Source organism: Vibrio sp. 1580, assembly GCF_033340055.1.
The window spans coordinates 1-591 of the sequence record NZ_JAWOVT010000471.1 but is presented as its reverse complement, the minus strand read 5'-3'; the positions used below and the strand labels follow the sequence as shown (position 1 = coordinate 591).

The 591-nt window shown below is 49.4% G+C and carries 1 protein-coding gene; it reads left to right on the top strand.

Features of this window, described 5'->3' with window-relative positions; genetic code table 11:
- Positions 1 to 543, top strand: a 543-nt coding sequence (locus R7093_RS26655; protein WP_318147205.1) for an AI-2E family transporter, incomplete at its 5' end; no start/stop codon positions are given.
- Positions 544 to 591 lie beyond the last annotated feature (48 nt).

Sequence of the window (591 nt, the reverse complement as noted above, 5' to 3'; positions counted from 1 at the left end):
ACCGCTGGCGAAAACGCGAAAAGCTGGACAACGCTTATCGCCGCGACCATTAAAAGCGTGCTGCTGGGCGTAGTTGGTGTGGCTGCGATTCAAGCGCTATTGATCGGTGCTGGCTTCTTTGTGTTTGGCGTTCCTGCTGCTGGTTTGCTTACTCTGATTCTGATGATTTTGTGTATCGCTCAGCTTCCTGCGCTGCTTGCCGTATTGCCAGTGATTGGCTACATGTACATGACGCAAGACAGCACAACCGCGACCATGTTTACCGTGTGGGCGGTTGTCGGTGCGCTGTCTGAGAACTTACTAAAACCAATGTTTATGGGCCGTGGTGTAGACGTACCAATGCCTGTGATTCTGCTTGGGGCCATCGGCGGTATGCTTTTCTACGGCATCGTTGGCCTGTTCCTAGGTGCAGTTATTCTGGCGATTTGGTATGAGTTGTTCGTTTGGTGGTTGAGCATCGAGAAAGCACAACAGCAAGAAGAAATGGCTGAACTCAAAGAAGAAGAGGAACAAACAGAATCTGGACATGGTGCCGGCATTTAAATTACCAATGTAATGCCTTCTCTTTGACCGAATAAAACAAACCGTTGC